Below are 26310 nucleotides of genomic sequence, written 5' to 3'. Positions count from 1 at the left end.
ATGCATTCCCACGCAGAGCGTGGGAACGATCAGTCGAGGTGAATATGTACAACTGGATCAGCGCCCTCGCCGACCTGCAAACCCGCGGCGAACCCTGCGTGCTGGTGACGATCATCGAAGAACTCGGCTCCACCCCACGCAACGCCGGTTCGAAGATGGTCATCAGCGCCAGCCAGACGTTCGACACCATCGGTGGCGGGCACCTGGAATACAAGGCCATGGAAATCGCCCGGCACATGCTCGCCAGCGGCCAGCAGAACACCCATCTGGAGCGCTTCAGCCTCGGTGCGAGCCTGGGCCAGTGCTGCGGCGGCGTCACCGTGTTGCTGTTCGAACCCATGGGCCAGGTCCAGGCGCAAATCGCCGTGTTCGGCGCCGGCCACGTCGGCCGCGCCCTGGTGCCGCTGCTGGCGAGCCTGCCCTGCAAGGTGCGCTGGATCGATTCGCGGGAGGCGGAGTTTCCCGAACACCTGCCCCATGGCGTGCACAAGATCGTCAGCGAAGAGCCACTGGACGAAGTCGACGACTTGCCCGCCGGCAGCTACTGCATCGTCATGACCCACAATCATCAGCTCGACCTGGAACTGAGCGCCGCGATCCTCAAGCGCAACGACTTTGCCTACTTCGGCCTGATCGGTTCGAAGACCAAACGGGTCAAGTTCGAGCATCGCCTGCGTGATCGCGGTTTCGACAGCGCCGCCTTGCAACGCATGCGTTGCCCCATGGGCATCGGCGAAGTCAAAGGCAAGTTGCCTGTGGAAATCGCCATCTCCATCGCCGGCGAAATCATCGCCACCTATAACGCGGATTTCGGCCAGCACACCGCCCGCGCCGAACCGATCGCCAAGCTGCTGCCGGCCTCGCGCCGCAGCCAGGCGAACCGTTGAACACTCGTTGAGAATTCCCATGCCCCTGACACGCAAAGCCTACCGCGCCGCCCTGCTCCACAGCCTCGCCGACCCGGCCGAAGTCGGTATCGAGGCGTCCTATGAATATTTCGAAGACGGTTTGCTGGTGGTGGAAAACGGCCAGATCAGCGCCATCGGCCACGCCCGTGACCTGCTGCCGACCCTGGCAACTGACATCGAAGTCACTCATTACCCGGATACGCTGATCACCCCCGGCTTGATCGACACCCACATCCACTTGCCGCAGACCGGCATGGTCGGCGCCTACGGCGAACAGTTGCTGGACTGGCTCAACACCTACACCTTCCCCTGCGAAAGCCAGTTCGCCGACAAGGCCCACGCCGATGCCGTGGCCGATATTTTCGTCAAGGAACTGCTGCGCAACGGCACCACCACCGCGCTGGTGTTCGGCAGCGTGCACCCGCAATCGGTGAATTCGTTTTTTGAAGTGGCCCAGAAGCTCGACCTGCGGATGATCGCCGGCAAAGTGATGATGGACCGCAACGCCCCGGACTACCTGGTCGACACAGCCGAATCCAGCTACACCGAGAGCAAGGCGCTGATCGAGCGCTGGCACGGCAAGGGCCGCCTGCACTACGCGGTGACCCCACGCTTCGCGCCCACCAGCACTGCGGAGCAATTGACTCTGGCCGGTCAGTTGCTGGGGGAATATCCCGATTTGTACATGCAGACCCACATCAGTGAAAACCTGCAGGAAGTGCAATGGGTCAAAGAGCTGTTCCCGGAGCGCAAGGGTTACCTGGACGTCTACGACCACTACCAACTGCTCGGCGAACGCTCGGTGTTCGCCCATGGCGTGCACCTGTGCGACGACGAATGCGCTCGCCTGGCCGAGACCGGTTCGGCCATCGCCTTCTGCCCGACCTCGAACTTTTTCCTGGGCAGCGGCCTGTTCAACCTGCCGATGGCCGAAAAACACAAGGTGAACGTGGGGTTGGGCACGGATGTGGGCGGCGGCACCAGTTTTTCGCTGCTGCAAACCCTCAACGAAGCCTACAAGGTGATGCAGCTGCAGGGTGCGCGGCTGAGCCCGTTCAAGTCACTGTACCTGGCCACCCTCGGCGGCGCCCGGGCCCTGCGCCTGGAGGACAAGATCGGCACGCTGCAGCCGGGTTCCGATGCGGACTTCCTGGTGCTGGACTACAACGCCACGCCGCTGCTGGGCTATCGCCTCAAGCAGGCCAAGGACATTGCCGAGCGGTTGTTCGTGCTGATGACGCTGGGGGATGACCGGACGGTGGCGCAGACGTATGCGGCCGGTAAATTGGTGCATCAGCGGTAGATTTTTGATCATTCCCACGCTCTGCGTGGGAATGCCTCAACGGACGCTCTGCGTTCGGCTTTTGGGACGCGGAGCGTCCCGGGCTGCGTTCCCAGAGCGTGGGAACGATCAGGCTGATTCAACCCCTCAAAGCTTAGCGGTCGACCGCCCCGGTTTCTTGCTCTGCAACAAATGCGAGAACACCGCATGCAAGTCATCCGACGCGCTTTCCTCGTCGAGGTTGAGCTTGCTGTCGATGTGGTCCATGTGATGCATCATCAGGTCGACGGCCAGTGTGGCATCGCGGGCCTCAATGGCGTCGATCAACTGAGTGTGTTCGTCATAGGAACAGTGGGAACGGTTGCCGCTTTCGTACTGGGCGATGATCAGCGATGTCTGGGACACGAGGCTGCGCTGGAAGCTGATCAGCGGGGCGTTCTTCGCCGCTTCGGCCAGCTTGAGGTGGAACTCGCCCGACAAACGGATGCCGGCGCCGCGGTCGCCACGGGAGAAACTGTCGCGTTCGTCGCTGACCATCTGCCGCAGCTCAGCCAATTGTTCAGCCGTGGCATGCTGCACCGCCAATTCGGTGATCGCCCTTTCCACCAGGCGCCGGGCCATGAAGACCTGGCGAGCCTCTTCGACACTCGGGCTGGCCACCACGGCGCCGCGGTTGGGCCGCAGCAACACCACGCCTTCGTGGGCCAGGCGTGACAGCGCCCGACGAATGATCGTGCGGCTGACCCCGAAAATCTCCCCCAGTGCCTCTTCGCTCAACTTGGTACCGGGCGCCAGGCGTTGTTCGAGGATGGCCTCGAAGATATGCGCATAGACAATATCGTCCTGGGTTCCGCTGCGGCCGGCTTTACCGGCTCGCGGTTGTTTCTTGAGGGGTTGCAACTGTTCGTTCATGGGCACTCGAGTCGGGAGAACGGCGGCGAATTGACCGTGACTGTAATACGGCACAGCGGGTCGCTGGCAAGTATCGCGTAAATGACACGGCGATTGTACACAACCTCTGATGGCAACACGACTGTACGGCTGTTTGCGGGCATGGCTGTATTGCAATCGGCTACTGCGTTGAGTTTAGGCTTAAAACCAAAACCCTGTGGCGAGGGAGCTTGCTCCCGCTGGCGTGCGGAGCACGCCCAAACAGACCGACGCCGTATGGCCTGACCCACCGCATCGGCTGGTTTTGGGGCGGCTGCGCCACCCAGCGGGAGCAAGCTCCCTCGCCACCGGGCTGCTTCAGATTCTGCCAATTTATAATAAGGATCATCGTCCACCATGACCGAAGTCACGACCACGCCACTTCGTCCATTCGCCGACACCTCACCCTCGGCCATCGTCGCCGGGTTCATCGCGATGATGACCGGCTACACCAGTTCCCTGGTGCTGATGTTCCAGGCCGGGCAGGCAGCCGGGCTGACCAGCGGACAGATTTCTTCGTGGATCTGGGCAATTTCCATCGGCATGGCGGTGTGTTCCATCGGGCTATCGCTGCGCTATCGCACACCGATCACCATCGCCTGGTCGACACCCGGCGCAGCGCTGCTGATCACCAGTCTGGGTGGCGTGAGTTATGGCGAGGCCATCGGCGCCTATATCACCTGTGCAGTATTGGTGACGATCTGTGGCCTGACCGGCAGTTTCGAGCGCCTGGTCAAGCGCATCCCGGCCTCGCTGGCGGCGGCGTTGCTGGCGGGGATCCTGTTCAAGATCGGCAGCGAGATCTTTGTCGCCACCCAGCATCGCACCGGCCTGGTGCTGGGGATGTTTTTCACCTACCTGATCGTCAAGCGCCTGTCGCCCCGCTATGCGGTACTGGCGGCATTGTTGATCGGTACGGCGCTGTCGGGCCTGTTGGGGCTGCTGGACTTCAGCGGCTTTGCCCTGGAAGTCGCGACACCGGTGTGGACCACGCCGCACTTTTCCCTGGCGGCCACCATCAGCATCGGCATTCCGTTGTTCGTGGTGGCAATGACCTCGCAGAACATGCCCGGCATCGCCGTGCTGCGGGCCGACGGCTACAACGTACCGGCCTCGCCGCTGATCACCAGCACCGGCATCGCTTCGCTACTGCTGGCGCCGTTCGGCTCCCACGGCATCAACCTGGCGGCCATCAGCGCGGCGATCTGCACCGGCCCCCACGCCCACGAAGATCGCAACAAGCGCTACACGGCGGCGGTCTGGTGCGGGATTTTCTACGGGATTGCCGGGGTGTTTGGCGCCACGCTGGCGGCGTTGTTCGCGGCGCTGCCCAAGGAACTGGTGCTGTCCATCGCGGCCTTGGCGCTGTTCGGGTCGATCATCAATGGCTTGAGCATCGCCATGAGCGAAGTGAAGGAGCGGGAAGCGGCGTTGATCACCTTCATGGTCACGGCGTCGGGGCTGACGCTGTTCTCCATCGGCTCAGCGTTCTGGGGGATCGTGGCGGGGGTGTTGACCCTGGTGATTCTGAACTGGCGCAACGCCTGAAAGCATCGCGAGCTTGCTCGCGATAGCGGCCTGAAGGTCACTCAATACCCAACAGACAGGCACAAAAAAACCGGCCCCCAAACGGGCAGCCGGTTTCGGAACATCATCGGACCATCAAGCGACCGGGTTGATCGGCTTTTCCGGGTACCAGACGTCCATCAGCGGGCTCACTTCAACGCTGGTCAGCTCAGGACGCGCCTTGAGCCAGGCTTCAACGGTAGCGCGCTGCTCTTCGGAAACCGAACCACGCTTCTGCAGGCAAACCAGACCGTAGTCGTCGCCGCCGACGTAGCCCAGGCCGTTGGCCTCCATGGCTTCTTTCAGGAAAGCGTCGAGGAAAGCGTCAATAGCCTCATCGGCCAGATCTTCTTTGAAATCCAGGTTCAGTTCGAAACCCAGCTCTTGAAATTCATCCACGCACAGTTTTTTGCGCAGACGCTGGGAACGGTTAGTCGCCATTGGAACAATCCTCATAAGTAATAACGGCCGGCACTTTACCAGTTTGGTGCGTCGTTTGCCCGACTGATCGGGTGTATCGACCTACCGTCGGTAAAAAATAGCGGCCGAAGGGCTCAGGCACGGCCCCAGCCGTTGCGGCTTGGGGCATAATGCCGACACTTTCATGACCGTTGAGGGCGTTCATTTTCATGTCCTCGTCTTTTCCCCCTCGCCCGTAGGGTTTTATTACAAATGATCAAATCTTTGCGTCCACTGCTTCTGGCCAGCCTTCTTCTTCCCCTGGCCCTCCCTGTCACCGCCCACGCCGCCACGATCAACACTGCCCTGTCGCCCAATGTGCAAAAAGCCCTCAAGGCCAGCAAACTGCAGAATGACGCCCTGTCCCTGGTGATGGTGCCGCTCAATGGCCCCGGCACTCCGACCCTGTACAACGCCGACGTTTCGGTCAATCCAGCGTCCACCATGAAACTGGTGACCACCTACGCGGCCCTGGAAATGCTCGGCCCCAATCACCAGTGGAAAACCGAGTTCTACACCGATGGCACTCTCAGCGGCGGGATCCTCAACGGCAACCTGTACCTCAAGGGCGGCGGCGATCCCAAGCTGAACATGGAAAAACTCTGGCTGCTGATGCGCGACCTGCGGGCCAACGGTGTGCAGCAGGTCACCGGCGACCTGGTGCTGGACCGCGGCTTCTTCATCCAGCCGCAACTGCCCGAATTCAACGACGACGGCAACGACGAAAACAAACCGTTCCTGGTCAAGCCCGACTCGTTGCTGGTCAACCTCAAGGCCCTGCGCTTCGTCGCCCGCAATGACGGCGGCCGGGTACTGGTGTCGGTGGAGCCGCCAATTGCGAGCATTCGCATCGACAATCAGGTCAAGGCCGTCAACTCCAAGCAATGCGCCGGCGGTGTGCGCTACAACCCGGTGGCCCAGGCGGACGGCAGCGTGACGGTGACCGTCGGCGGCCAGCTCGGTGACGGTTGCAGCTCCCAGACCTACCTGTCGCTGCTGGACCATGCTACCTACACCGCAGGAGCGGTGCGGGCGATCTGGAAAGAGCTGGGCGGCAGCATCCAGGGCACGGACCGCCTGGCCGCGACCCCGAGCAACGCCAAGGTGCTGGCCCGGGCATTCTCCCCGGACCTGGCGGAGATCATCCGCGACATCAACAAATACAGTAACAACACCATGGCCCAGCAGTTGTTCCTGAGCCTCGGCGCACAGTTCCGTAACGAAGCCGACGGTGATGACGCCAAGGCCGCGCAACGGGTGGTGCGCCAGTGGTTGGCCAAGAAAGGCATCACCGCGCCGCACCTGGTGATGGAGAACGGCTCCGGCCTGTCCCGCGCCGAACGGGTCAGCGCCCGGGAAATGGCGGCCATGCTGCAAGCCGCCTGGCGCAGCCCGTACTCGGCCGAGTTCATCAGTTCGATGCCGATTGCCGGCACCGACGGCACCATGCGCAAACGCCTGAAGACCACCGCCATGGCCGGCGAAGCCCATGTCAAGACCGGCACCCTGAACACCGTCCGCGCCATCGCCGGCTACAGCCGTGACATCAATGGCAACACCTGGGCGGTGGTGGCGATTCTCAACGATCCGAAACCTTGGGGCGCTTCGTCGGTGCTGGACCAGGTGCTGCTGGACCTGTACCGCCAGCCGAAACTGCCGCAGACGGCTTCGGTGCTCTAATTCCGCCAGAGATCAACTGTGGGAGCGGGCTTGCTCGCTCCCACACTTCGCCCCCATATACCCATAATGCTGTTCACTTAAGGCATTCGATGAATCTGTGGCGAGGGGATTTATCCCCGCTGGGCTGCGAAGCGGCCCTGAACCCAGCCACCGAAGTATGCCGGGTTGGTTACATTCAGCCTTTTGGGGCTGCTGCGCAGCCCAACGGGGATAAATCCCCTCGCCACAATGATTCAAACCATCCTTAACTGAACGGCACTACCATATACCCAGCCTAAGTGGCTAACCCAACTGCACCTCAACCCGATCCCGCCCGGCCTGCTTGGCCGCATACACGCCCGAGTCAGCCCTTAGCAGCAACGCATCGGCGCCTTCCCCGGCGCGCCAGGTGGCGATACCGAAGCTGGCGGTGACAAACCCCACGCCCTCGATGGGCGCCGCCCGCAAGCCTTCCCACAACTCCAATGCCAAGGTGTAGGCGCTGTCGCTGTCAGTGTCCGGGCACAGCACCACGAACTCTTCGCCCCCCAGCCGGCAGAACACATCGGTGCGCCGCAACCGTTGGGCGACACGCTGGCAGACGGCCTGCAACACCCGGTCGCCCACTGCGTGGCCATGCTGGTCGTTGATGCGCTTGAAGTGGTCAATGTCGAGCATGATGACCGCCAGTCCTCCGGAACCGCGCTCGACCCGAGCCATCTCCGAAGTCAGGCGCTCCTGGAAATAGCGGCGATTGCGAATACCGGTCAGCGCGTCAGTCACGGACAAGGCCCGCAGCTCTTCTTCCACGCGCTTGAGGTCGGAAATATCCGAGATATACCCGTGCCACAACACCCCGCCGCCGGGCAGTTCCTCGGGCGTGGCCTCGCCGCGTACCCAGCGCAGGCCGCGCAAGGGCAGTTGCACCCGGTACTCTTCTCGCCACGGACTCAAGGTGTGGGCCGAAGCGCGAATCGAAGCGCGGACACGCGTGCTGTCCAACGGGTGAATGCGCGAGAAAATCGCCTCGGCGTTCTGCACCAGCACATCGGGTTCCAATTCATAGATGTCGCGAATGCCGTCGCTGGCATAGATCACGCTGAAGCGACCGTTGAAATCCATTTTGAACTGGTAGATCCCCCCGGGCACGTGGGCACTGAGCTTTTTCAGCAACACATCACGGGCAGCCAACGCTTCGTGGACGCGCTTGCGTTCGGTGATGTCGATGCAGATCGCCAGGTGCCCGATCCACAGTCCCTGGTCATCGAGCATCGGTGTGGCGAGCATGTTCACGGTCAGGTGGCTGCCATCGCGGCGCACCAGGGTCCACTCCCGCGCCTGCTGCCCGCCCTGTTCGCCGCCCTCGAGCAACATCGCGTGGCACGCCGGAATCGGCTTGCCAAAGCGCGCGCCGAGTTGGGCGGCGCGGGCCTGGAGTTCGCGCGGTACATGCAGGCTTTCCAGGGTCATGCTCTGCAGGACCTCGCAGCTCGGGTAGCCGAGCATCTGCTCGGCACCGGCGTTGAAGGTGGTGATGACGCCGCGCAGGTCCGTGGCGATGATCGCGACCTGAGTCGCGGCATCCAGCACACCACGCAACTGCCCATGGGTACCGCGCAGCTCCTGCTCCCGGGCGCGTAGTTCACGGGTGCGTTGCTCTACCAGTTTCAAGGCCCGCTGCCGCTGGCTGACCAGTACATAGAGCAAGACGCTGAGCAGCAGGCTGAGCAAGCCGCCAAGTATCACCATACTGGTGACCGAAGAATGATTGGTGGACAGGAACACCCGGCTGGGCCGCAACTCCACCCGGTAGTCGCGATCGGCCAGGCGCAACAGGCGAGTCGCCGACAAATCGCTACGGCCCGGCGGGTTGTGGGATTCGAACAGCGCCTCCTCCGCGTTTTCGGTAGACAGGTCCATGACACGCATCGACAGATTGTCGTGACTGGACGCTGGCAGCCCGTCACCCGCCAGTTGGCGCATGCTGATGGCCGCCACCACGTACCCGAACGGTTCGCTGGCCGACTCCCGGGTGACCGGCGCAACCAACAGTACCCCCCGGGCAAATACCGGGTCGGCGCCCATCAGGTCCAATGGCTGCGAAACCACCGGCCCGCCTCGCTGGCGGGCCCGCTCAACGGTGGCACGGCGCAAGGGTTCGGAAAGCAGGTCCAGGCCCAGCGGTGTCCCGTAGGAAGCCTGGCTCTGGATGTAGCGCAGCGGTGCGTATTCATCTCGTTCGGCGGCCTGTCGCAGGCCACCGCTACCCTCCGGCTCGCGGATCGTGAATTGAGTGGCCCCGTCGGCTTGCGCTTGTCGTTCGAACGATTGCCGTTCGTCGCGCAGCACCCTGGGCGCCCAGGCGAACGCCCGGATACGGCGCAATAGCACGTCAGCGTAACCACGGAATTCGTTGTTGGAGACATCTTCAGAGTTGGCAAAGAAACGCCTGAGGCTGTCGAGGCGTTGCTCCTGGTCCTGGAAGTGTTCCTCGATGCGGCTGAAACGCTCCTCGGCTTGCAGCTCGAAGCGCTGGCGCAGTTGCTGGTGGAACAGATTCATCATCGCCCAAGTCAGCAACCCGGTCAGGAACATACCGGCCAGCAGGACCAGCGAAGCGACCAGCCAGGCCGACACGTCTTCGCTGATAAAGCCCAGGATCCTGGGACGCACCTGATGCAATGCCATAAACACAACTCAGAAAGGAACCAGGCATAGGCACAGCCCTGGACACAGCCTAAGTTATAGCTATTCGCCATCACTTTAGCCAGTCCCCAACGAGGCTAGAAGCCTTGAATTACAAGGCTTCGTGGATCCAATCAGCCCCGACTCAACGCGCCATGATCTTCCAGGCGCGGTGGATCTTGCCGTTGCGGGCAAAATCCGGATCAATCGTCTTGGCGGTGATCTCTTCCACCGCATAACGCTCGCCGAGGTTGTCCTCGAGCTGGAACTTGCGGAAGTTGTTGGAGAAATACAGCACGCCGCCAGGCGCCAGGCGCGCCATGGCCAGGTCCAGCAATTGGACATGGTCACGCTGCACGTCAAAGATGCCTTCCATGCGCTTGGAATTGGAGAAGGTCGGCGGGTCGATGAAGATCAGGTCGTACTCGTCACGGCTGGCCTCAAGCCAAGCCATCACATCGCCCTGCTCCAGGCGGTTCTTCTCCGAAAAACCATTGAGCGACAGGTTGCGGCGTGCCCAATCCAAGTAGGTTTTCGACAGGTCGACGCTGGTGGTGCTCCGCGCCCCGCCCTTGGCCGCATGGACGCTGGCGGTCGCGGTATAGCAGAACAGGTTGAGGAAGCGCTTGCCGGCGGCTTCTTTCTGGATCCGCAGGCGCATCGGTCGATGGTCGAGAAACAGTCCGGTATCCAGGTAATCGGTGAGGTTGACCAGCAGCTTCACGCCACCTTCGTTGACCTCGGTGAACTTGCCCTGGGCACTCTGGCGCTCGTACTGCTTGGTGCCGCTCTGGCGCTCGCGACGCTTGATCACCACGCGGCTCTTATCCACGTTCAGCGCCTGGGGAATCGCCGCCAGGGCGTCGAACAACCGGGCCGAAGCCTTTTCCGGGTCGATGGATTTTGGCGCGACGTATTCCTGGACGTGTACCCAATCGTGGTACAGGTCAATGGCCATGGAGTATTCCGGCATGTCGGCATCGTAGACCCGGTAGCAGTCCACCCCTTCACGCTTGGCCCACTTACTCAGCAACTTGAGGTTCTTTTGCAGGCGATTGGCGAACATCTGCCCGCCTTCGCTCAACCGCGCCTGCTCCACGACGGGGGCTGGCGCCGGGGCCGGTTTGATCGGGTTACCGTTCTTGTTGTACTGGCGCTCTTGCGGGACTTCCGGGGCCTGATCGTAGGCGGCCTGCTCGCGCTCGGCCTGACGTTGTTCCGGGGTGCGACGCTCACCCGTGACGAACTGGTCTGGCAACACCTTGATCAGCAGCAATTTGCACGGCAAGGCGCCGTTCCAGAACGAATACTGCTTGTGACTGCGAATGCCCATGCGCTTGCCCAGGTCCGGCGCGCCAGTGAACACCGCCGCCTCCCAGTTCAGGCAGGCCTGGCGCAGACGCTCGCCGAGGTTCTGGTAGAGGTAAAGCAGGCTGGCTTCATCGCCCAGGCGCTCGCCGTACGGCGGGTTGCAGATCACCAAGCCCTTCTGGTTCTGGTCCGGACGCGGCTCGAAGGTGGCGACTTCGCCTTGATAGATCTTGATCCATTCGCTCAGGCCGGCACGTTCGACGTTGTTGCGGCCCGGTTGAATCAGCCGTGGGTCAGCTTCGTAGCCGCGAATCCACAACGGTGGCTTGGCCAACCCGGCCTCAGCACGAGCGGTGGCCTCTTCGTGGAGTTTCTTCCACAGCGCCGGCACGTGGCCGAGCCAGGCGGTAAAGCCCCACTGCTGGCGACGCAGGTTCGGCGCCATATCGGCGGCGATCATCCCGGCTTCTACCAGGAACGTGCCCACACCGCACATCGGGTCGGCCAGCGCCCCGCCTTCAGCGGCAATGCGCGGCCAACCGGCGCGAATCAGGATCGCGGCGGCGAGGTTTTCCTTCAGCGGCGCGGCACCTTGCTGCAGGCGATAACCGCGCTGGTGCAGGCTGTGGCCGGAAAGGTCCAGGGAGAGAATGGCTTCGCCACGGTCCAGGCGCAGGTGGATGCGCAGGTCGGGGTTGAGCTTGTCGATGGACGGTCGCTCGCCCGACGGCGTGCGCAGCTTGTCGACGATGGCGTCCTTGACCTTCAAGGCGCCGAAATGGGTGTTGTCGATGCCCGAACCGTGGCCACTGAACTCCACCGCCAGCGTGCCATCGGCCAGCATGTGGTCTTGCCAGTCAACATCCAGCACGCCGTGGTAGAGGTCTTCGGCGTCCTTCATCGGGAAGCGCTTGAGCACCAGCAGCACGCGGTTGGCCAGGCGCGACCACAGGCACAGGCGATAGGCCGTTTCCATGTCGGCCATGCCGCGCACCGCCGAGGTGTGCTCGCGCGCTTCTTCAAGGCCAAGCCCGACGGCTTCCTCGATGAGCAGGCCTTCGAGGCCCTTGGGGCAAGTGAGGAAGAGTTCGAAACGATCGGACATGGGGATTCCAGAGCCTTTGGCTAAGTGGACCGGGCAACGCATTGCCGGGCCAGGTTCAATCAGGTGCTTTTCTCAAGAACACCCGTGTGGCACGAAAGTGTGCCGTGCCACCCTCGCCGCTCAGGTTAAAAGAGCTTAGATGCGAAGGCAGAAAAAAAATTCTGTGCAACAAATTGTGAAAACTCGACCCTTTCGTCGAATAGTACCCGAGTGCAACAGGGGGACATTCTCATTCGAGGGAAGGCCGCCCTCTTTGGCGCAGGGCCGATCATACAGGGGTCTTGCTCAAAAGCGGTCAACGAACATCAAGTTACTTATCGCCCTAACATCTTTATTGTTACGTGCTTATGACAAAACGATCATTCCATCCATGTGACGCTTTGGTTAGAACTCAACACAGGTTGACGTCGCAACGGCGTCAACACCTCGGCTCGTCACGCCGGCAACGAGCCACCAACGGCAGAATGATTCTGCCCCGGCCTCGATAGAGGTCGACGCTAAGTAACAGTCAACAAGTGAGGGCAACACCCTATGAGAAGACTTAAGCGTGATCCGTTGGAAAGAGCATTTTTACGTGGTTACCAATATGGCGTTGGTGGTAAATCCCGTGAGCTTTGCCCCTTTACTCTACCGTCGGTACGTCAAGCCTGGATCAATGGCTGGCGAGAAGGACGCGGCGACAACTGGGACGGTATGACCGGCACTGCGGGTATCCATAGACTCAACGAACTTCACGCCGTCGGCTGACACAGGGCTTAATACTCAAGAACTCGACAATTTGACACCCATATCGATTTAACCACGCACGTCCCATCCGGACGGCGGGCTACGGCCCAGGGGGCTCCTTCGAGGAGCCCTTTTTAATGCCTTGGCTTTATGTCATTGCTTGAGCTGAGAACACCGTTGTGGCGAGGGAGCTTGCTCCCGCTGGGCTGCGCAGCAGCCCCAAAAAGCCATTGCACGGTGAGCCAGGCAAATGGCGTCAGCCGGTTTCAGGACTGCTGCGCAGTCCAGCGGGAGCAAGCTCCCTCGCCACATCCAGCGGAGCAAGCTCCCTCGCCACAAGGTTCCACCCAGCCTTAAGTCAACGCAACGCCGCGATCGCATCCACCGACTCACGGATCAACGCCGGTCCTTTATAGATAAAGCCCGAATAAATCTGCACCAGGCTCGCCCCGGCGGTGATTTTCTCGGCGGCATGCCGGCCTTCGGTAATCCCACCCGCCGCAATGATCGGCAAGCGCCCCGACAGTTCGGCGGCCAGCACCTTCACGGTATGAGTGCTCTTGTCACGCACCGGCGCTCCCGACAACCCACCCGCCTCGTCACCATGCTCCAGCCCTTCGACCCCTTCGCGACCCAGGGTCGTGTTGGTGGCGATCACCGCGTCCATGCCCGTCTCGATCAGGGCCTGGGCGACCTGGGTGGTTTCTTCGTCGGTCATGTCCGGGGCGATCTTGATCGCCAGCGGCACATGCCGGCCATGCATCACCGCCAGCTCGGCGCGTCGCCGGGCCAGGTCGGCCAGCAGTTGCTTGAGGGAGTCGCCGAATTGCAGGCTGCGCAGCCCCGGGGTGTTCGGCGAGCTGACGTTGACGGTCACGTAGCTGGCGTGGGCGTAGACCTTGTCCAGGCAGATCAGGTAATCGTCGACGGCACGCTCCACCGGGGTGTCGAAATTCTTGCCGATGTTGATGCCCAGCACGCCCTTGTACTTGGCCGCGGCCACCCGGGCCAGCAGATTGTCGACGCCCAGGTTGTTGAAGCCCATGCGGTTGATAATCGCCTCGGCCTCGGGCAGACGGAAAAGCCGTGGCTTGGGATTACCCGGCTGCGGGCGCGGGGTGACGGTGCCGATTTCCACGAAACCGAAACCCAACTGGGCGAACCCGTCGATGGCCGCACCGTTCTTGTCCAGCCCTGCCGCCAACCCGACCGGGTTGGGGAATTCCAGCCCCATCACCGTCACCGGCAGGTTCACCGGCGCCTTGCACAGCAAACCGTTGAGGCCCAAACGTCCACCCGCGCCGATCAGGTCCAGGGACAGATCGTGGGAGGTTTCCGGGGAAAGTTTGAACAGCAGCTGACGGGCCAGGGTGTACATGGGTGGGTTTGACTCGATCGACGAAATGAGGCGGGGATTATAGCCGGGGTAAAGGGACAGGAGCGAGCAACCTATGGCTGCTCGCTCTTGGGGCTGGATCAAGGCGTGTTCATATTCTCCAGAGCATAGGTTCGGTCGGTTGCCTTTAGGTTGGTAAAAATGAGTGGAAAGTAAAGAAGCATCATCATTACGGCGAAACAGCCATTGAGAACATGGCCCTGGGCATCCTCACCGATCTCGGACTCACTCAACAAAGCTGCTGCCGCACCTACGAACAGGCTGACAGTGTGCCCAAACGAAAGGCGTGCCCCTGCAACATTTATGAATGCATCGGCCAATTGCGTTCTGGTGGGCCACTGAACACCAGCGCGTACCTCCAGGGCCATCTGTTGTAAAGACTCCGGATCAGAAAAGACCGAATCCGGCCCTAACTTGCGTGATAGCACATCCAAACTTTTGCAGACAGTCAAGGTAGCTACATCGGCTATCATTCCGAGAGCATTCAGCGTGGCCTGAATAACGTCCGCCCCAAAATTGTAACCAAGCCCCTCGGCTGCCCTGGCAGGACCACTCAATGGCATGGCCTTCCCCAGTTCTGCCAACGCAAATTGAAACGCGCCATAAGCCGCAGCTGTAACCCCGGTTACCGCTGCGTTCGCGGGACCTGCGTTGTCTTTCAAAGGGAAGAAGGACTGAGCCAGCGCCCGGGCCATGATGTAGACGACTCCGCCGGCCATTGTAGGGAAAAGCTTTGCCGCCGCTCCCGTGAGAACAGCCCCAAGCGTGCTTCCAAACACAGCAATCGCCATGAAAAGACTTCCCGCCCGAGACTTCCAGGTCGACTCCCCTGCGACCTCCCTGCGGACAGCCCCCATCAGCGTCAACGCTGGCCCTATCATTGCCAGCGCAACGGTCGCCCATGTCCGAGCGGCCTCAGGTGTATCACCTTCGCGCATAGCCTGCTCGACGAGATAGCCAACGTACTGACGCAAACCGGTGGCCAGCGCAATGATCATCCCCGTGTGCCCGGCGACATTCAGCAGGTTGAGCCCTGGCCCTTTGGCGGCTTCGAGCAGTTCCAGGCCGGCCTCGAGCACAGCTTTCAAGCGATCCTCGCGGTTTCCGGTGCCTGCTGCCCCTTCATCTACAAAGCTAAAAATTCCGCTTCTTTCGGCGGGCAGATTACCCTCTTCAACAAATTCGGAAATCCGGGACCTTATAACCAGATCTTCCTGCCCCTGATAAGTGGCGAGACTCTCCAATCCAATGGCTGCTGCACGATCTAAATGCTCAAGACCCGCTGCGATCTGCTTAGGCGACCCCAATCGGCTCAGTTCAAACCCCGAAGTATCCAGCTTTCCAGCGTCAAGCGTCTCTAACGCCCCTGCCGAACCATTTGAAGATGAAACGAAGTCGCTCTGGACAGCCCTCGTAGGAACGCTCGCCCCATTCACAATTTGCATGGTTGTTTCTCCATATTGTTATGTAAACCATCAAAAACTCCTCACCACTCACTCCTCTCCCAAGCGTCATCCCCCATGGGCTGAAACACATCGCGCATAACGCCCAATACATAGACTTCCATGGCAAACGCCAGGCCATTGGCCCCGCGGACTTCCTTATAGAGCTGCGACTTTTCCAGGCCCTCGTCCTTCAACCGAACCAGTACTTGTTGCGTGATCGCTTTCAACGCCATCGCGGTGGGGTACGCAGCGGTTTCCCCGTCCGCCCCACGCAGTGTGCGAAGAAACTCATGAATCGCCTTCTCGCCCTGCCCTTCCATGGCCAGCAGCAATTGATACAAGTGCTCGAACTCAGGGTCCGGACGTTTGCTTTGCTCACCAGCAGCCAGCAGGCGCGCTTCCAGCGTCTCCACCGCCGGACTGACGCTGCGATCCAGCGTGCTGGAATCGCTCATGGTTTCAATCTTCATGGTGAACCTCGGTTGCCGTGGAATCGGTGGGGTGCTCGACGAAGCTTGAGCACAAGTCCGTCAGGGTCTGTAACGATGTCTGGTCCAGAGCGCGAACCGACTCCGGCAGGGCGGCGATGCTCGCCAGCAACCTGGGCGCCAACCGTTCCTGGATCGTTTCAACGTCGAATTCCAGCAGTTGATCCGCCAGCCGCAGCACATAGCGCTCCTGCGGGTGATATTCCAGAATCAGTTCGCCGGCCCATTGCTGGCGCAGGCTGTCCCGCAGTTCATGGCCGCGCGGGCGGCAATGCAGCGGCACCAGCACCTGCAGGACTGCGGTCGAATCGACCGGGTGTGCGGCCAGCCAACGTTCCAGCATTTCATCCAGCCATTGCGGCTGGCTCAAGGCTTGGGCGAGCAGATCACGCGCGGCCCGAGCCAGCGCGTGGCGCAATTGCAGGCCCAGGGTTTGCGACTTCAACAAACCGTCAGCCAGTTGCCCGGTGGCGCGCAGAATGCCCTCGGCATAACCCTGTTGAAACGCCTGGGCGTGCAGCGCTTCGGCATCGCGCCGGGCCTGCTCGACACACTCGCGGGCGCGGCGTTGGGCCTCACGCTGCAAGCGCTGGCGGCGACGGGCAGCGGCGATGTCCTCGCGCGCCAGGCGCGCGTCCTCGCCCACAGGCAGGTCAGTCAGGGAGCGGATAGAGTCGAGCATGCTGCACCGCCAGAAAGAACAGGCTTGGATTGGGCTTCGTGAGCGGCCATTGCCGATGCAAGCGCACGACCGCCTCGGAAAATTGCAATGCCAGACGATCGAGCAGCGCGGCGGGAACCTGTTCGTGCCAGCTCCACAACGCATTGAGGCCAGCCGCTTCAACCTGGGCCACGACAACAGGTGAGCGGTCGATCGGCAGACCGCCTCGCCCCCCTAAGCTGTAACTCGCGAAACGACGAACCGACATCGGCAGGCAACCCAGCGCAGCGCCTCGTGCCAGATCGGGCATCAAACGATAAGCGCCCATCAGCAAGGCGATATAAGGCAATCGTCGCCAGTGACGAACCCATTGTTTCGCCACGCCGGTCAGTGGCATCGATGGCCAAGGCCCTTGCATCGCCAGCCCTTCGAGCACGATCCGGTTAAGTAGGCTCCACGCCTCGGCCCCCTCGAATCTCGCGGGCACCACCAGGCGCTGAGGATGCAGATACCCCAAAGGCTCAGCGAGAATCTGCTGCAAGCAGTCAACGTCCGTCATCACGCCGCCTCGCATTTGCCTGACGATAGGCCCAGGCACCAGCGGCCAACAGCGACCCGCCGATCAGCGCCAGCCACCACGGCCAACTCGGACGCCCCTGAGCTGCGATAACCGTTGGCGCGACATGCTGGATGGGAGCGCGCTTGGACAGCACCACCGAGACGTTCTCGTACTCCACCGCCGCAAAACTGTTCTTGAGAAAACGCTTGATGTCGGTGATCAGCAACTGCGGTTCGACATCGCGCTCATGCAGCACCACCGCCGAGAGATGGATAGGCGGCGACTTGCGCCCGCCTTCACCGGCATCCAGGTCATAACTGACATGCACCCGCGCGGAAACCACACCTTCGAGCACCGCCAGCGACTGCTCGATGCGCTGCTCCAACGCCGAATACAACCGGGCTTTTTCCGCGCGGGGCGAGGCCACCAGGGAATCGGCGGGAAACATCTCCGCGACTTGCAGGCGTGGTCGGGACGGCAACGAATAAAGGTTGAGCAGATCGACGGCGGCGGAAAAATCCGACTGATCGATTTTCACCGCATAACCGGCTTTGCCGGCGTCGACTTTCACCGCGGCGATGTTGTTGCGTTGCAAGACCGAAAGCACTTCATTGGCCTGCTGCTGATCCAGCCCTTCAAGCAGGCTCGGTTGGCGACACCCCGCCAGCGCCAGGCCCAACAGCAGCAACACCACGCCCGCTTTCATGACGCACGCAACAAGGTTTCTGCCGTGCCTACGGCCTTGCGCACCAGCACGTTGAGCAAGTTGATATCGACGTTGTATTGCCCGGTCATCTCCTGCAACTGGGCCAATACTTCAGGGTCGCTGATATCCGGACGCAGCAGCAACTGATTGATCGCGGCGACTTCCTGGCCGCTGTCCACGGCGGAACCGGCAAACGCCTCGATCAAGCGCGATTCCAGTGACACGACCGGGCCTTCCTGCGGACCGCGCAGTTCAACGAAGGTCGAGCCGTGAACAAGCGAAGGGGAAACACTGAGGATGGACATAGGATGCACTCATGAAAAATGGCCATCGTCACGGCGATGGCCAATCGAAAAAAGCCAGCGTCAGCGGGCCGCCTGGATGATCGCCATGTCGATGTCCTTGAAGCCCTTGATGGTGTTGGTCTGGGCGTTGCGAAAGACCGTGTAGGAGGAAAACGCGGTCTGGTAGGCCGCTAGCAGCCCAGGGTCAGAGGCATCTTTTTTCAGGTCCTCCAGCGCTTTATCCAGGACGTCCTTGAGTTTCTGTGCACCGAGTTCGAACGCAGCAGCTTGCTCGCCGAGAAAGTCGTCGGGAAATGTGATGGGTAAACCGATACCAGCCATTGCTCACCTATTGTGTCTGTTTGGAAAAAACCAGGACGAAGCACTCGTCTTGACGTAGCCCTGCGGGCCGGTTTGAAACGACAGGCCCTTGAGCGCGTCGTCCTTGAGCTCGACAGTGAAATGCACGTAGCGATCACCCCACTGCCGGTAAAAGCGGTCGACATACTGGCGAGCGGCGGCCAGTTCGGAATCCTGCAGGTTGCCCTCGACGGCGAACGTGACACTGTCCGCGTGCTCGATCCGGTTGAAGGCCAGGGCCAGGCGTTGCAAGCCGCCCTGCGCCAGGTCGGCGAGCAGCGTGTCATCCTGCATCTGCACCACGACGTCGCGGGCATAAGGCGCCGCCGCGAGCAGCACATCGAGCAGTTGCGCTTGCTTGTCCGGCGTGAGCAGGTTGCGCTGGGTGCTGAGCAGCAGCCGCGGCGTCGACGGGTCCTTGAGGTCCAGGAAGTGCCAGGCCAGTTGCGGATCGTGATCGATCAGCACCTGCTCCAGTCGACCACGCTCCTGGTCCCTCATCAGCACCTTGCCGTTCAGGGCGTTGTGGCGCGTCAGCACCTGTCGGCTCCAACCGGCATCGCGTTCGGAAGACACAAAGACGTAGACCGAATGATCGCGCCCCGACAGCACCTGAACCTCGGCACTGCCGCCGCTGATCAACGCGCGAATATCGGTTTCCGGCGCAGGCCCCGGCATCGACCAAAGCCCCATCACGGTAACCAGAACAATCAGCGCCAGACCGCCGGCGCCCCAGCGCATCCAAGGGGCCCGCCAACGCTCGAGAGTGCTGGCATTGGACGGCGTCTCGGGTGCTTGACCGACACATTCGGGAGCCCAGGGTTGATCCTCCGGACGCAAGACGATTTGCAGGCTGCCGATCTGCACCCTGGCCTGGAAGGCACAATGGCGTACCTCCACCGAATCGCCGAGCAACCGCAACGGCACACCGTCCGCCGTGGCCTGGTCGGCCAGCACCTCGAAATTGTAGCCACCTTCCTCCAGGGGAACGAAGATGGTTTCAGCCGGAACGCTGGCAGAACGGACGCCGTCCCCGAGCACATCCACAGCCCCCACCACGAACAGGGTCGCGCCTTCACCCAGCGGGAACTCACAGCCTTGCAACGGGCCATTGAGTATCCGCAAGACGCAGGGCTGTAGAGGGAGGGCCGTCGGGACTGTCACCGTCCTAACTCCAGGGCAGTCAAATGAGCAGGCAGGTTAGAAAGGCCGGCCCCAGGGTTCCTGATGCAAATCTGCCGATTGCCTCCCGCAAAGGATCAGAATCCCTGGACCGGCCCGGCTCACGGTGCTGCCATTCGCGCCTGGGTGAACGCCTGATAGCGTTTCCAGACTTTGCGGGCATAGCGAAGCCGCGCCGCTTGACGGTGAGGCGAATGACCGGCGTTGTAGGCGCCGACTGCCGTCCAGTTGTAGCCATAGCGGGCGATGAATTCGGCCAGCACCTGGGCACCGACTTCCACCGACAGGCACGGCTCATCCAGCAGACGCTGCTCGGTAATGCCCTGGGCATTCAATCGGGGCAGGTGGATGCTGTTGATCTGCATCAGCCCGATATCGCGGGTGCCGTTGCGGTTGTGGTTGATTGCGTCTGGCCGCTGCCCGGATTCAACATCGGCAATCGCTTGCAGCAGCTCGGGTTCGATGGCATGCAACTGCCCCGCCCTGCTCCAGCACCAGGCGTGCGCCTGGGCCATGCCAAGCCCCAAGCCCAGACACATCGGCACGCATAACCACTTGCTCCTGCGCCGCCTCATGCCAGGCGCCGCTCGCTGATCCACGTCAGCTGTTCGTGAATACGCCCCCGCAAGATCTGCGCCCGGACACAACCGGGATCATGCCGCAGACACTGGTCGATCAACTGCGCCGCCTGCTCGTTGCGCCGCCAGAACCAATGATGCCAGGCATGAAAATACAGCACGTCAGCCTGATCCGCCGACAACAGGCAGCGTCGGAACAACACTTGGGCCGCCTCCTCGCAGCCACGCAAACTGGTGAGCAACGCCAGGCGCGTCAAGGCCGGGAGACTGCCGGGGTCCAGCGCCAAGGCATTGGAAACCGCTGAATGCGCCTCTTCGATGGCACGCTCCGGGTCACCCAGGCCCATCAGCGCCTGCCCCAGCCACACATCCGCCAAACCGCACCAGGGCGGCGCGTAGCCGGCATCGAGTTTCAAACACTGGCGAAACAGCACAGCGGCATCGCCGAGGCTTTGCGCCGTGTGCTGCTGCACGCTGCACAGCCCATTGAGATACGCCACCGCCACCGGGTACGACCCACAACGATCACCGACCGGACGCAACCCGGCGACACGCTGGGCCACCAGGCAGGTCAATGCGCCCAGGGCCTCGCCAGGATCATGGGCGTCCAGCGTCTGCCCATGGACCAGCGCCTGGTCGCTGCCACGAATCAATTCCACCGACCAATGTCGCTGTCTGCCCGAACCGATGAACCGCCCGCTCAAGCAGTAATCCGCCGACAACCGCCCGGCCAGCGAGCGCACATCCTCCGGTGCCCCATAGGTCGCGATCACCCCCGAGGGCATCACACGCAAAGCCTCGCCGAACGCGGTGGTCAACTGACGGATCAGCACATCCTGCAGATCCAGCGCCGCCGTCTCGTCCAGGTTACGAAAAGGTAGGACCGCCAACGAAGGCGCCACCGCCCCCGTCTGACTCGGCACGTCGAGCTCAACCACTGAGCCAGTGAATCGATAACCCTGGCCGTAGACCGTCGCAATGTAGTCCTTGTTTTCCTTGAGCAACTTGCGCAAAGCGTAGATACAGCGTGTCAGCGACTCCTCCGCTGCATCCATCTGGGACCATACATGGCTCAGCAAATAATCCTTACTGACGATCGTACCCGCTGACTGCAACAACAGGCGCAGTACGTGCAGCTCTTTGGGTGGAACATGAACTCCTTGTCCATCTCGCATCAGCGTTCCATCGCTTTGCAATAGCCAGTGGTCAAAGACGAATGACGTGACTGGCGTTTGTTCAGTTGCACTGTCCATACTCTGGGACTTCTCTATAGAAAGTTACTGAGCGCGATTGAGCCTGTGGGTAGGCTCGGGGTGACGAGCTGCGTGACTATAGGAAGATGTGTGGGGGGATTCCGTAGGGCTTCCAATCTTATTGATGTAGGAAACCACGACATACAACGTAGGGCCCTCGGGGGATGCCAAGAAGAGAGGCTTCTGCAATTAAGGCGTCACCGCCGCAAATTGCTCACGGCGGCTATCGCTCCATCAAGCGCCTCTCGCAGCCTCAACCGAATGGATGATATCGGCCACCGACCTCCAAGCCTCCACCTCATGTGAAGGCAGTTCAACATTAAATGCTTCGTCAACAATCATGATGATTTCCACCACATCCACGGAATCGAGATTCAGATCCTCCACTAACCGCGAATGCCTGCTTATCTTCCGTTGGATCGTCGAAAAATAGCCAGACAGCAGCTTTATCACTTCCGACTCGATACACATTTCAGTCACTGACGCACCCATCGATCACCGCACAGTCGTGAAGTTAAAAATTCAACATCGCCCTCAACATGTCCGCAAACTGATTCAAATGTGCCGACAGCGTCTTATTGAAATTGTCATGGTACGAATTGGCATTCGAATACTTCTGGGTAAGGGACTGCAGCATGTTTTTCAGGCGTTCTTCCTGGGCGTTGAAGCCGGTTTGCCATTGGTTGTACTTGGCGGTATCCCACGTCACTGTGCCTCCGCTCGGCACGCTACCTAGCATGGTCGTCAATGGGCTGAGGTCGATGACGACACACCAGCCGCTATCCGGCGGAGGATTCTGTTTCAGACAACTGGCGGGCAAGCCCAGGGCCTTGAGCCATTTCTCTGCTTCTTCCTTGCTCGCTGCGCCGTCGCCAGGTTTCGGAAAGAGTACGGACGCGGAGTTGGGGTGGCTGTATTTATTGATCAGACTGGTCAACGCGGCGCGCAATCCGCTGACACTCACCTTGACCTCTTTACCGTCGTTCGTCCCCTCGATCCAGTCCTTCATCTTCGCGGTAATTAGAGCGTTGAAATCAGCAAAGAAGTCGGTATAGGCCTTGATGATGTGTTCGTAACCGGCCAGGTAGCCGTTCTTGATCAGGTCGATCAGCTCGAGCAGTTTGTCGAAGAAGTCATTGGAGGAATTGATCCCGGCATCCAGGGCCTCCGCGATTTCGAAGGGTTTGTCCTGGTCCACGGCTTGCTTGAGGCTGCGCAGGATCTCGCCTTGTTCCTCATTGAGCTGGCGCAGTCGACTGTCGTCCAGAAGCGTGGACTTCATGCTGTGGCTCATCACCGCACAACACTGGTGGGCGCGTTGGGCCCACAGGTGTGAGCGATCGCGCTTGGCGTGGATCTGTTCGAGAAGCTCCGGGATAAGTTGCGCCATGGACTCGGTGGTCATGCCTTCCAGCGACTTGGCGTTGAATGGGCCCCTGAGCAGATTGGCGAGGCTGCGATTGAGTGCGCTCACGGAGCGGTCGAGCAACTGTGTCAGAGAGCTGACCGTTTGTACTTCAACGGGAATGTCCACAGGCAACGGCGTATCGACCGTGGCGTCGATGTTCGGCAGCAAGACGACAGGTGTCTGTATGAATCTGGTGATTTCCATATTCCTCTCCTCAAGCCGTCACGGCGCGAATAACGTCACTGCGTGATTGAAAAAGCTGCATGACCATGTCCATCAGTTTTTGCAGCAATGCGGCATCGGCGGCGTCCTTCTGAGCGACTTCATCCCCCAGGCTCTTCTGGCTGTTCTGCGCACTTTGCTGCAGCACCTCTTTCTCCCGCGCGGTGTACTCAGCCAGGCGCACGATGCTTGAGACCACCTGGCTCAGGTTCGTCGCCATGGCGCTGAGGGCGCGGCCGATTTCCAGTTTCCTTTCAATACCCCGGCTGCCCATCTGGCTCAGCCAGTCGGAGGTCTCGCTGACCTTTTGCGCGTTGGATATTTGCTTTTCGAACCAGGCCTGGTCCTTGGCTGAGAGGGGCGATCCCTTGGGTTTGAAATCGACCAGCGTCGGACGACCGAACGCGTCGAACGTCCTGATCTTGTAAGTGGTGTCCGAATTCCAGTCCGTGCGGTCGCGTTCAAGCTTGAGGTCGCGTTCGATGTTCCTGGCGTTCAGGGCGTTGGGCTTGTGCAGGTTCAATCGGTTCTGGGGGTCTGTCTCGCTCAGCCACTTGGCGTTGCGACCGACCTCCTGCGCCTTGAGGATTTCCTTGTCGAACCAGGCCTGGTCCTCGGCTGGCCGGGTTGAACCGCTGGGTTTGAAATCGACCGTCTTCGCGCGACCGAAATCATCGAGGGTCTTGATCTTGTAGGTGCCCTGTGGATTCCACTCGCTGCGACTGCGTTCAAGCTTGAGGTCGCGTTCGATATTGCGAGCGTCCATGGCGTTGCGTTTGTGCAGGTCGATGTCAGCATGCTTCAGCGTTTGCCCCTGGAAGGTCTTGAGCAAGGCGAACCCAGAGATCGCGCCGGAGACGATTGCCCCGGTGATAGCGCTGTACAGTGCCGCCTGCCCCGACTCGACAATAGCCGCGCCTTGGGCCTTGGCCGCCTCGGAGGCCATGACGCTGAAATGTCCACGCAGTTGAGCATTGGCGACCCGCGCGATGTTCAGCGCGATGATCGCCGCCACCAATACGTTCGCGTGTTTCTCCCAGGCGCCTGGATCGAAGATCAGCTCGTTGCGCACTTCATCGCTGAGCATCATCGAGGCGGCCATGAAGTCCTGCCAGTCCGACTCGGTGGGCTGGTAGGCGTTGATCGCGCTCTCCAGCTCCGCAGCTGAAGGCGCCGTGATGCTGGGGTTCTGGAGGACTTGTCTTGCGGTGATCTCGCCGAAAACCGCTGAATCGGAGAGGGACTTCCTTTTGAGGGGGTTTGAAGATTCAGTTTGAGCGGTTAACACGTCTTGCCCTGCATTGAGGACAAAAACATGCGTGCTCGAAGTGTCAATAGCCTTCATCGTAGGTACCTGCTATCCGTGATTTTCAAACGTTCCGAACCATGTTCAGGCTGACGTTGTGACTGCGCTGCAGATCGGCAAACACCTGCTCGATCTGATGGGTTCGCTCCCGCATCGCCTGGCCGTAGTCGTCGACTACCTGGGTCAGGTATTTGCTGATTTCCTCGCTGATCGCCATGCGCACTCGCACATCGGCCAAATGCACGGCCGCCTGGGCCTGATGCCGACCGGCCTCGATTTGCATCACGCCCTGCGCCGCAACATGGCCGAACTCGGTGACGGCCTGGGCGATCTCCAGGTTGGCGGCGTAACGGGCCAGCGATACCGCATCGGCGCCGTTGGTCACCAAGCTGCGCAGTTGCGTGAGCATCTGGGTCAGCGATTTGCCCACCGAGGTTGCCACCTGCTTCATGGCTTGCATTGCGGCGGGCGCGGCCTGGGCGACCACCGACCCCAGTTTCGAGGCGACGGCGCTGACCATCGGCCCGATCACCGCCGTCCCGACAACCGCCACCAAGGCAATGGCGGCCAGCGTCGAAACGACGCCCTGGATCATGCCGGCGATTTGCGCGATTTCCTTGGCCTTGTCTTCATCAACGCCCACCTCTATCAGTATCTGGGTGTAGAGCTCGGTGAAGAACTCGATGGCCTCTTGCATGGCGACGGTCAGCGGCTTCATGGCCTCGGCCATGAACGATTTGCCGGTTTTCTCCTCGACCACCGCATCGGCAATCATTACCGCCGCGCCAACCACCCCAACCACGATCAGGGCCACGTTGGCGGTCAGGACCCCGGCGACGATGGTGGCGGCGGCCAATATCGCCCCGACGATCTTGCCGATGCAGCCCATGGTTTTCTGCAACGCCTCGGCCTTGCGCACTTCCTCCAGGTATTTATCCGACTCACGCTTCATGTGCTCCTGAAGCTTGACCTGCAACTCCTGGAACAACTCCCGACTCAGTTCCTCCTTGTTCTGCGCGGCGTCGCCAAGCAGTTCGATGATCTTCAAGCGGTTGAGCAAGGCCAGTGCACTGCTGCTGAGGGCTTTTTCGTCGGTTTCCTTGTGGTCGGGGTCTGCGCCGCCGGACACCACCACTTTCGCGATCACCCCGCTCAAGGTTTTGGCAAAGGTATTGGCGATCTCGATCAGCTTCAGGTGCGCGGCGGTCGCTGCGTTGAACGTTTGGGTGTGGCTCGCCAGTTCGCCCTTGAGCTGGTCGCGACGGGCCAGCTCTTCGGCGTATTCGGGCGAGTCAGGGTCCAGTTGTGCCAACCGCGCTTCGCTGTCTGCCAGCAGACCTTGGAAATGCAGGACCCGCTCGTGCAATTGGTCGAGTTGCGCCTGGCTGCTGCCGACATCCCCCTCGGCATCCGCCATGGCCTGGACGGCGGCGGCGTATTCGGCCGAGAGGTTTTCAAGCCCCTGCTGGCGGGCACCGGCCATGCTCTGCAACATCGCCAGGCGGTTTTTCAGTTTGTTGACGTCGACCTCACCGATCAGCTCGGCAATCATCGCCATCAATAGGGTGAACAGGTCACCGTTGGTTTCCTGCTTGTTGCCATCGGCCCGTGGCGGTGGTGCGTGCAGTACGGGTCGGCCGGTGCTGGCGGTCGGGCCAGCGTGACCGTCGTATTGCACTGACATCAGGTCCGCCAGGGCTTTGCGACCGGCCTCCTGATAGTCCGTGGTCCTGGCGGCCTTGCTGGCCGCCGCGCCGTACTTTTCAAAGGCTTCGGTGCGGCTCATTCCCCCCAGGAAGGGAGCGCTACGGGTACTTCCTATGTCAGTCAT

25 protein-coding genes are annotated in these 26310 nt (G+C 61.1%); 5 read left to right on the top strand and 20 right to left on the bottom strand.

Features of this window, described 5'->3' with window-relative positions; translation table 11 throughout:
* Positions 1-44 precede the first annotated feature (44 nt).
* On the top strand, positions 45-887 hold the full coding sequence (gene xdhC / locus BM300_RS16485; RefSeq protein ID WP_092345881.1) for a xanthine dehydrogenase accessory protein XdhC: 843 nt from the start codon (positions 45-47) through the stop codon (positions 885-887).
* Positions 888-906: 19 nt separating this feature from the next.
* Entirely contained in the window at positions 907-2211 is a 1305-nt protein-coding gene (gene guaD / locus BM300_RS16480; RefSeq protein ID WP_092223053.1) for a guanine deaminase, read from the top strand.
* A gap of 126 nt (positions 2212-2337) precedes the next feature.
* Here the strand turns inward: guaD and BM300_RS16475 are convergent, their stop codons facing one another.
* On the bottom strand, positions 2338-3102 hold the full coding sequence (locus BM300_RS16475) for a GntR family transcriptional regulator (protein ID WP_003183531.1): 765 nt from the start codon (positions 3100-3102) through the stop codon (positions 2338-2340).
* A 375-nt stretch (positions 3103-3477) separates the two neighbouring features.
* Here BM300_RS16475 and BM300_RS16470 point away from each other — a divergent pair, with 375 nt between their 5' ends.
* The gene (locus BM300_RS16470; RefSeq protein ID WP_092148475.1) at positions 3478-4668 is read left to right on the top strand and encodes a benzoate/H(+) symporter BenE family transporter; all 1191 of its coding nucleotides are present in this window, start codon (positions 3478-3480) and stop codon (positions 4666-4668) included.
* Between the two features lie 114 nt (positions 4669-4782).
* On the opposite strand, the gene BM300_RS16465 is transcribed toward BM300_RS16470, so the two are convergent.
* Positions 4783-5127, bottom strand: a complete 345-nt coding sequence (locus BM300_RS16465; protein ID WP_092148478.1) for a YggL family protein — start codon at positions 5125-5127, stop codon at positions 4783-4785.
* Entirely contained in the window at positions 5117-5317 is a 201-nt protein-coding gene (locus tag BM300_RS30365) for a hypothetical protein (RefSeq protein WP_139211603.1), read from the bottom strand. The genes BM300_RS16465 and BM300_RS30365 overlap by 11 nt, the downstream gene beginning before the upstream one ends.
* A gap of 41 nt (positions 5318-5358) precedes the next feature.
* Between BM300_RS30365 and dacB the strand changes: the two genes are divergently transcribed.
* Entirely contained in the window at positions 5359-6825 is a 1467-nt protein-coding gene (dacB, locus tag BM300_RS16460) for a D-alanyl-D-alanine carboxypeptidase/D-alanyl-D-alanine endopeptidase (protein WP_092223049.1), read from the top strand.
* A gap of 282 nt (positions 6826-7107) precedes the next feature.
* Here the strand turns inward: dacB and BM300_RS16455 are convergent, their stop codons facing one another.
* Together BM300_RS16455 and rlmKL are read right to left on the bottom strand one after the other, a co-directional pair.
* Positions 7108-9492 (bottom strand): sensor domain-containing diguanylate cyclase, encoded by a 2385-nt coding sequence (locus BM300_RS16455; RefSeq protein ID WP_092463343.1) that lies wholly within the window; start codon positions 9490-9492, stop codon positions 7108-7110.
* 142 nt (positions 9493-9634) lie between these two features.
* The gene (rlmKL, locus tag BM300_RS16450; RefSeq protein WP_092148487.1) at positions 9635-11905 is read right to left on the bottom strand and encodes a bifunctional 23S rRNA (guanine(2069)-N(7))-methyltransferase RlmK/23S rRNA (guanine(2445)-N(2))-methyltransferase RlmL; all 2271 of its coding nucleotides are present in this window, start codon (positions 11903-11905) and stop codon (positions 9635-9637) included.
* A 531-nt stretch (positions 11906-12436) separates the two neighbouring features.
* Between rlmKL and rmf the strand changes: the two genes are divergently transcribed.
* Positions 12437-12652, top strand: a complete 216-nt coding sequence (gene rmf / locus BM300_RS16445; protein WP_003223300.1) for a ribosome modulation factor — start codon at positions 12437-12439, stop codon at positions 12650-12652.
* A 337-nt stretch (positions 12653-12989) separates the two neighbouring features.
* Here the strand turns inward: rmf and BM300_RS16440 are convergent, their stop codons facing one another.
* The 15 genes from BM300_RS16440 to sctE form a co-directional block, all read right to left on the bottom strand.
* On the bottom strand, positions 12990-14009 hold the full coding sequence (locus tag BM300_RS16440) for a quinone-dependent dihydroorotate dehydrogenase (protein WP_092223045.1): 1020 nt from the start codon (positions 14007-14009) through the stop codon (positions 12990-12992).
* Positions 14010-14107: 98 nt separating this feature from the next.
* Positions 14108-15472, bottom strand: coding sequence for a hypothetical protein (locus BM300_RS16435; RefSeq protein WP_256575838.1), 1365 nt, complete (start codon positions 15470-15472; stop codon positions 14108-14110).
* A 41-nt stretch (positions 15473-15513) separates the two neighbouring features.
* Complete coding sequence (locus tag BM300_RS16430; RefSeq protein WP_256575837.1) at positions 15514-15942, bottom strand: hypothetical protein; 429 nt, start codon at positions 15940-15942, stop codon at positions 15514-15516.
* Positions 15932-16642 carry an oxygen-regulated invasion protein OrgB gene (locus BM300_RS16425; RefSeq protein ID WP_092463366.1) on the bottom strand — a complete coding sequence of 237 codons (711 nt, stop codon included), beginning with the start codon at positions 16640-16642 and terminating at the stop codon, positions 15932-15934. Before BM300_RS16425 ends, BM300_RS16430 begins: the two co-directional genes overlap by 11 nt.
* Positions 16614-17180 (bottom strand): secretion system protein, encoded by a 567-nt coding sequence (locus BM300_RS16420; RefSeq protein ID WP_092223043.1) that lies wholly within the window; start codon positions 17178-17180, stop codon positions 16614-16616. Before BM300_RS16420 ends, BM300_RS16425 begins: the two co-directional genes overlap by 29 nt.
* Positions 17167-17886 (bottom strand): EscJ/YscJ/HrcJ family type III secretion inner membrane ring protein, encoded by a 720-nt coding sequence (locus BM300_RS16415; RefSeq protein WP_092148502.1) that lies wholly within the window; start codon positions 17884-17886, stop codon positions 17167-17169. The genes BM300_RS16420 and BM300_RS16415 overlap by 14 nt, the downstream gene beginning before the upstream one ends.
* Positions 17883-18191, bottom strand: a complete 309-nt coding sequence (gene sctI, locus BM300_RS16410; RefSeq protein WP_092148505.1) for a type III secretion system inner rod subunit SctI — start codon at positions 18189-18191, stop codon at positions 17883-17885. The genes BM300_RS16415 and sctI overlap by 4 nt, the downstream gene beginning before the upstream one ends.
* Positions 18192-18251: 60 nt before the next feature.
* Positions 18252-18512, bottom strand: a complete 261-nt coding sequence (sctF, locus tag BM300_RS16405) for a type III secretion system needle filament subunit SctF (protein ID WP_072340799.1) — start codon at positions 18510-18512, stop codon at positions 18252-18254.
* A 3-nt stretch (positions 18513-18515) separates the two neighbouring features.
* A complete protein-coding gene (locus BM300_RS16400) occupies positions 18516-19694 on the bottom strand; it encodes a PrgH/EprH family type III secretion apparatus protein (RefSeq protein ID WP_092463341.1) in 1179 nt (392 codons plus the stop codon).
* A 119-nt stretch (positions 19695-19813) separates the two neighbouring features.
* Positions 19814-20287 carry a transglycosylase SLT domain-containing protein gene (locus BM300_RS16395; protein ID WP_063322242.1) on the bottom strand — a complete coding sequence of 158 codons (474 nt, stop codon included), beginning with the start codon at positions 20285-20287 and terminating at the stop codon, positions 19814-19816.
* Positions 20284-21465, bottom strand: a complete 1182-nt coding sequence (locus BM300_RS16390; RefSeq protein ID WP_092345868.1) for a winged helix-turn-helix domain-containing protein — start codon at positions 21463-21465, stop codon at positions 20284-20286. The genes BM300_RS16395 and BM300_RS16390 overlap by 4 nt, the downstream gene beginning before the upstream one ends.
* A gap of 312 nt (positions 21466-21777) precedes the next feature.
* On the bottom strand, positions 21778-21996 hold the full coding sequence (locus tag BM300_RS16385) for a phosphopantetheine-binding protein (RefSeq protein ID WP_256571806.1): 219 nt from the start codon (positions 21994-21996) through the stop codon (positions 21778-21780).
* A gap of 61 nt (positions 21997-22057) precedes the next feature.
* Complete coding sequence (locus BM300_RS16380) at positions 22058-23155, bottom strand: IpaD/SipD/SspD family type III secretion system needle tip protein (protein ID WP_092345866.1); 1098 nt, start codon at positions 23153-23155, stop codon at positions 22058-22060.
* Between the two features lie 10 nt (positions 23156-23165).
* Positions 23166-24518 (bottom strand): IpaC/SipC family type III secretion system effector, encoded by a 1353-nt coding sequence (locus tag BM300_RS31810; RefSeq protein WP_371914664.1) that lies wholly within the window; start codon positions 24516-24518, stop codon positions 23166-23168.
* 25 nt (positions 24519-24543) lie between these two features.
* Positions 24544-26310 (bottom strand): type III secretion system translocon subunit SseC family protein, encoded by a 1767-nt coding sequence (sctE, locus tag BM300_RS16365; protein WP_092463339.1) that lies wholly within the window; start codon positions 26308-26310, stop codon positions 24544-24546.

The organism is Pseudomonas sp. NFACC46-3, from assembly GCF_900114515.1.
Taxonomy (GTDB): domain Bacteria; phylum Pseudomonadota; class Gammaproteobacteria; order Pseudomonadales; family Pseudomonadaceae; genus Aquipseudomonas; species Aquipseudomonas fluorescens_Q.
This window is presented reverse-complemented; position numbering and strand designations above follow the sequence as displayed.

Excerpts from the sequence above, each read along its gene's own strand:
- sctF (WP_072340799.1), bottom strand. The coding sequence starts at position 18,512 with ATGGCTGGTATCGGTTTACCCATCACATTTCCCGACGACTTTCTCGGC.
- xdhC (WP_092345881.1), top strand. The coding sequence starts at position 45 with ATGTACAACTGGATCAGCGCCCTCGCCGACCTGCAAACCCGCGGCGAA.
- BM300_RS16390 (WP_092345868.1), bottom strand. The coding sequence starts at position 21,465 with ATGCGAGATGGACAAGGAGTTCATGTTCCACCCAAAGAGCTGCACGTA.
- BM300_RS16420 (WP_092223043.1), bottom strand. The coding sequence starts at position 17,180 with ATGACGGACGTTGACTGCTTGCAGCAGATTCTCGCTGAGCCTTTGGGG.
- BM300_RS16430 (WP_256575837.1), bottom strand. The coding sequence starts at position 15,942 with ATGAAGATTGAAACCATGAGCGATTCCAGCACGCTGGATCGCAGCGTC.
- BM300_RS16475 (WP_003183531.1), bottom strand. The coding sequence starts at position 3,102 with ATGAACGAACAGTTGCAACCCCTCAAGAAACAACCGCGAGCCGGTAAA.
- BM300_RS31810 (WP_371914664.1), bottom strand. The coding sequence starts at position 24,518 with ATGAAGGCTATTGACACTTCGAGCACGCATGTTTTTGTCCTCAATGCA.
- BM300_RS16440 (WP_092223045.1), bottom strand. The coding sequence starts at position 14,009 with ATGTACACCCTGGCCCGTCAGCTGCTGTTCAAACTTTCCCCGGAAACC.
- rmf (WP_003223300.1), top strand. The coding sequence starts at position 12,437 with ATGAGAAGACTTAAGCGTGATCCGTTGGAAAGAGCATTTTTACGTGGT.
- BM300_RS16465 (WP_092148478.1), bottom strand. The coding sequence starts at position 5,127 with ATGGCGACTAACCGTTCCCAGCGTCTGCGCAAAAAACTGTGCGTGGAT.
- BM300_RS16395 (WP_063322242.1), bottom strand. The coding sequence starts at position 20,287 with ATGAGGCGGCGCAGGAGCAAGTGGTTATGCGTGCCGATGTGTCTGGGC.
- rlmKL (WP_092148487.1), bottom strand. The coding sequence starts at position 11,905 with ATGTCCGATCGTTTCGAACTCTTCCTCACTTGCCCCAAGGGCCTCGAA.
- BM300_RS16455 (WP_092463343.1), bottom strand. The coding sequence starts at position 9,492 with ATGGCATTGCATCAGGTGCGTCCCAGGATCCTGGGCTTTATCAGCGAA.
- BM300_RS16380 (WP_092345866.1), bottom strand. The coding sequence starts at position 23,155 with ATGGAAATCACCAGATTCATACAGACACCTGTCGTCTTGCTGCCGAAC.
- dacB (WP_092223049.1), top strand. The coding sequence starts at position 5,359 with ATGATCAAATCTTTGCGTCCACTGCTTCTGGCCAGCCTTCTTCTTCCC.
- BM300_RS30365 (WP_139211603.1), bottom strand. The coding sequence starts at position 5,317 with ATGAAAATGAACGCCCTCAACGGTCATGAAAGTGTCGGCATTATGCCC.
- BM300_RS16425 (WP_092463366.1), bottom strand. The coding sequence starts at position 16,642 with ATGCTCGACTCTATCCGCTCCCTGACTGACCTGCCTGTGGGCGAGGAC.
- BM300_RS16435 (WP_256575838.1), bottom strand. The coding sequence starts at position 15,472 with ATGCAAATTGTGAATGGGGCGAGCGTTCCTACGAGGGCTGTCCAGAGC.
- guaD (WP_092223053.1), top strand. The coding sequence starts at position 907 with ATGCCCCTGACACGCAAAGCCTACCGCGCCGCCCTGCTCCACAGCCTC.
- BM300_RS16470 (WP_092148475.1), top strand. The coding sequence starts at position 3,478 with ATGACCGAAGTCACGACCACGCCACTTCGTCCATTCGCCGACACCTCA.
- BM300_RS16415 (WP_092148502.1), bottom strand. The coding sequence starts at position 17,886 with ATGAAAGCGGGCGTGGTGTTGCTGCTGTTGGGCCTGGCGCTGGCGGGG.
- sctE (WP_092463339.1), bottom strand. The coding sequence starts at position 26,310 with ATGACTGACATAGGAAGTACCCGTAGCGCTCCCTTCCTGGGGGGAATG.
- sctI (WP_092148505.1), bottom strand. The coding sequence starts at position 18,191 with ATGTCCATCCTCAGTGTTTCCCCTTCGCTTGTTCACGGCTCGACCTTC.